This window comes from Streptococcus sp. SM3 (assembly GCF_027497875.1).
Genome location: NZ_JAJNSA010000150.1, coordinates 1 through 3,660, shown reverse-complemented (window position 1 = coordinate 3,660; position 3,660 = coordinate 1). Strand labels below are relative to the sequence as shown.

General features: G+C 45.2%; 4 protein-coding genes. All 4 read left to right on the top strand.

Going from position 1 to position 3,660, the window contains the following annotated elements; genetic code table 11:
• Positions 1-192 precede the first annotated feature (192 nt).
• The 4 genes from PAN06_RS13265 to PAN06_RS13250 all read left to right on the top strand — a co-directional run bounded on the left by PAN06_RS13265 (position 193) and on the right by PAN06_RS13250 (position 3,534).
• On the top strand, positions 193-549 hold the full coding sequence (locus PAN06_RS13265; protein ID WP_070466577.1) for a helicase BlpT: 357 nt from the start codon (positions 193-195) through the stop codon (positions 547-549).
• Positions 550-823: 274 nt separating this feature from the next.
• On the top strand, positions 824-1,759 hold the full coding sequence (gene msrB, locus PAN06_RS13260; RefSeq protein ID WP_070665616.1) for a peptide-methionine (R)-S-oxide reductase MsrB: 936 nt from the start codon (positions 824-826) through the stop codon (positions 1,757-1,759).
• A gap of 34 nt (positions 1,760-1,793) precedes the next feature.
• Complete coding sequence (locus tag PAN06_RS13255; protein WP_083312666.1) at positions 1,794-1,997, top strand: hypothetical protein; 204 nt, start codon at positions 1,794-1,796, stop codon at positions 1,995-1,997.
• Positions 1,998-2,190: 193 nt separating this feature from the next.
• A complete protein-coding gene (locus tag PAN06_RS13250; protein WP_269796561.1) occupies positions 2,191-3,534 on the top strand; it encodes a CapA family protein in 1,344 nt (447 codons plus the stop codon).
• Positions 3,535-3,660 lie beyond the last annotated feature (126 nt).

Sequence of the window (3,660 nt, the reverse complement as noted above, 5' to 3'; positions counted from 1 at the left end):
TTTCGTCGTCCCACCTCCGCACAGTTGAGTAGGGCTGTAAAAGCTGATGAAATCAGCGTAGTAGAGCCCACTCAACCACTGCGTCTTGCTCGACAATCCAAAAATAATTGAGAGGCTAGGACTTTTGACCCAACCTCATTCTGTTCCTAGTTTTAGGGATTTTCCATTTTTATAGAGAGAAAAAGGTGTACAATGGAGGTGAAAAGGAAGGTGATTTCTATGGAAGAAAGGGATGTGATTCAAGAGGCAAGAACGACGATCACCCTTCTTCAAACAGCCTTTTCTAAAGGATTCACCCCCAGTTTAGATGCCCTTCGATTTCGAGAAAATCTAGATCAGATATTGAAAGGCTTACGAAAGGCTAGGCGGGTAGACAATCGTCTGTTGATTGAGTTGGAAAAGTTTTACCAGACCGCCAGTCTATTGATTGGTCTGGGTGGGCTAGCATTGAACGAAGAAGCCTTTCAAGCTTGGCGAGCTTATGATCACTGGCATTATGAGGTAGTGAAGCCTCAGTTACAGGTTTATGGACCGACTGTGGTTTTGTAGTTGAATCTAGCTTTGTGTTTGTCCACAGATATTCAGAGGAGGTGTTGGTCATGATAGTCCTTCATGATTTACTACATCAGTTAACCCTATCATTTTGGAACTTCTATTACTCGCTCTTTTTCTTATTTGAAAAATAAGAAGGATTGAATCCCTTTTACATATAGTAGAAGGGATTTTTGATGCAGAATCCTTGAAAATCTGAGGCTCTTGGATTATGATGGAGCTAATAGTAAGAAGCGTTCCTTGTGGGGAATGCAGGAAGCGAGGAAAAAAGATGGCAGAGATTTATCTAGCAGGTGGCTGTTTTTGGGGCTTAGAGGAATATTTTTCACGGATCCTCGGTGTAGAAGAGACGACGGTGGGCTATGCCAATGGCCAGGTAGAAACGACCAATTACCAACTGATCAAGGAAACGGATCATGCAGAGACCGTTCAGGTCATCTACGATCCAAATAAAATCACCCTACGAGCGATTCTGCTCTACTATTTCCGGGTGATCGATCCCTTGTCCATTAACAAGCAGGGAAATGATCGAGGCCGCCAATATCGAACCGGTGTCTATTATACAAACGAGGCAGATCGTGAAGTGATCGCCCAAGTGTTTGCGGAAGAAGAGAAGCAACTAGGCCGCAAAATTGCGGTTGAGTTGGAACCCTTGCGCCACTATATCCTAGCTGAGGATTACCACCAAGACTACCTCAAGAAGAATCCTGGAGGCTATTGCCACATCGATGTGACGGATGCTGAGCAGCCCTTGATTGATCCAGCAGCCTATCAGAAGCCAGATCAGGAAACCTTAAAAGCGAAACTAACAGCAGAGCAGTACCAAGTCACTCAAGAAAGTGCGACGGAACGTCCTTTCCACAATGCCTATGATCAGACCTTTGAAGAGGGCATCTATGTGGATATTACGACTGGGGAGCCACTCTTTTTTGCCAAGGATAAGTTTGCATCTGGCTGTGGCTGGCCAAGTTTCTCCCGTCCCATTGCCAAAGATGTGGTCCACTATTACCAGGACCATAGCCATGGAATGGAGCGGATCGAAGTTCGTTCCCGCTCAGGCAATGCCCATCTCGGCCATGTCTTCACCGATGGACCCAAAGACCAAGGTGGCCTTCGCTATTGTATCAATTCGGCCTCTCTGCGCTTTATTCCAAAAGAGGACATGGAGCAAGAAGGTTATGGTTATTTGTTAAAAGCATTGAGATAAGAGGGCCTTTCTAGTAGATCGAAAAACGGAGTTTATGATGAAAAAAAGAAATTTGTGGCGAATGATTTTTACGCTTTCAGCTATGGTAACTCTGATTGGATTAGGATTTACTGCCTATAATCATTTTGTATTCCATCAACCTTTTATGAATCGGACGACAAAAGGGTTGCTTTCGGCCTTTTTCCTAAGTCTTGTCATGGTTGCAATCAGCTTGTCCAAATCAAATGATAAGAAGTGATGATCGATCAATTACATGAATCCATCAACTGTGCAGGAGCAGGACGATGAAGCGTTTCTAAACAATGGCGCTTCTGTCCTGCTCTCTTTTTTCTCTTCTTAAAAATTGTGATACAATGAAGAGAAAGTATTTCAATGACAGCTCAATTTGTTGGCGGATCATTGGAGAAACTAGGTACGAAGAAGAGGTAGGAATGTTAGAGAAGTGGGAGAGTGTGAAAGGGACCATCAAAACGATGGGGAAAGAGCTATCGGCGGCCTTTGATTGGGCTTTTGATCGTCTCTTTTCAAAGATTCAGCTGACCAATGAACAGTTTGTCTATGTGCTCTTGTCAGTCGTTTTTATCGTGGCTAATGCCATCTTGTGGGTACAAAAGTTTCAAGGCTTTCCGGTCACCGCAACGGAACGGCCAGAGGTTGTGTACAAGGCAAAAACACCGGCTGATCAGATTCCTCATACAGCGCGGATCATGGCTAATGGAGATCAGCTCTATCATGATCTGGTCTATATGAGTGCACAAAAAGAAGATGGGACCTATGATTTTCATGAAAATTATGAGTATGTCAAACCCTGGCTACAAAAGGCGGATCTGGCCTTGGGTGATTTTGAGGGAACCATTGACCCGAATTACTATTTGTCAGGTTATCCCCTCTTTAATGCGCCAAGCGAAGTCGTACCAGCCATCAAGGATGCTGGTTATGATGTCATGGATTTGGGACACAACCACATCCTGGATTCAGGCCTAGAAGGGGTCTATTCGACAGCCAAGGCCTTTGAAGATGCAGGCATCACCCCTGTCGGTGTTTACACGCATGAAAAGAGAGGGCAAGCTCCCTTGGTGATCAAGGAAGTGAATGGCATCAAGATTGCTATTCTAGCCTATGCTTACGGCTTTAATGGGATGGAAACGACGCTCACTCCAGAGGAGCAAGCATATGTCTTGTCTGATTTGGATGAAGAGCGGATGAAGGCGGAGATCCAAAAGGCAGAGCAAGAGGCTGATATCACTATTGTCATGCCCCAGATGGGAATCGAATACCAGTTGGAGCCGACAGAAGAGCAAAAAGAGCTCTACCATAAGATGATTTCATGGGGAGCTGATATTGTCTTTGGCGGGCATCCCCATGTTGTAGAGCCTGCTGAAGTGGTCAATAAAGATGGTCAAAACAAGCTCATCATCTACTCGATGGGGAATTTCCTTTCTAATCAGCGTCTGGAAACCATGGGAGACGTGGAGACTGCCCAGTGGACAGAGCGAGGAGTCTTGATGGATGTGACCATCGAAAAGGTCGGCCGCAAGACAAAGATTAAGACAGCGACTGCTCATCCAACCTGGGTTAGTCGAACTCCGAAGGGGACCTATTCTCCTGAAGGCTATGACTTGTACAAGTACCAGACCTATATTTTGGAAGATTTTATTCAAGGTGGCAAATACCGCGACAAGCTAGATGAGGAGACCAAGGAGAGAGTGGACACGGCTTACCGAGAAATGAAGGAACATGTTCACTTGGACTGGCCTCAGAGTGGAAAGGAATAGAACATGGAAGGAAATGTGAACTGGATTCCGATTGGGATTCTAGGATTGATGGTGGTAATTTGGGCAACCAAATTTCTGACGGCCATCCGCCTCAAGCAAAAGCTGAAAAAAGCTTGGGATGGAGCG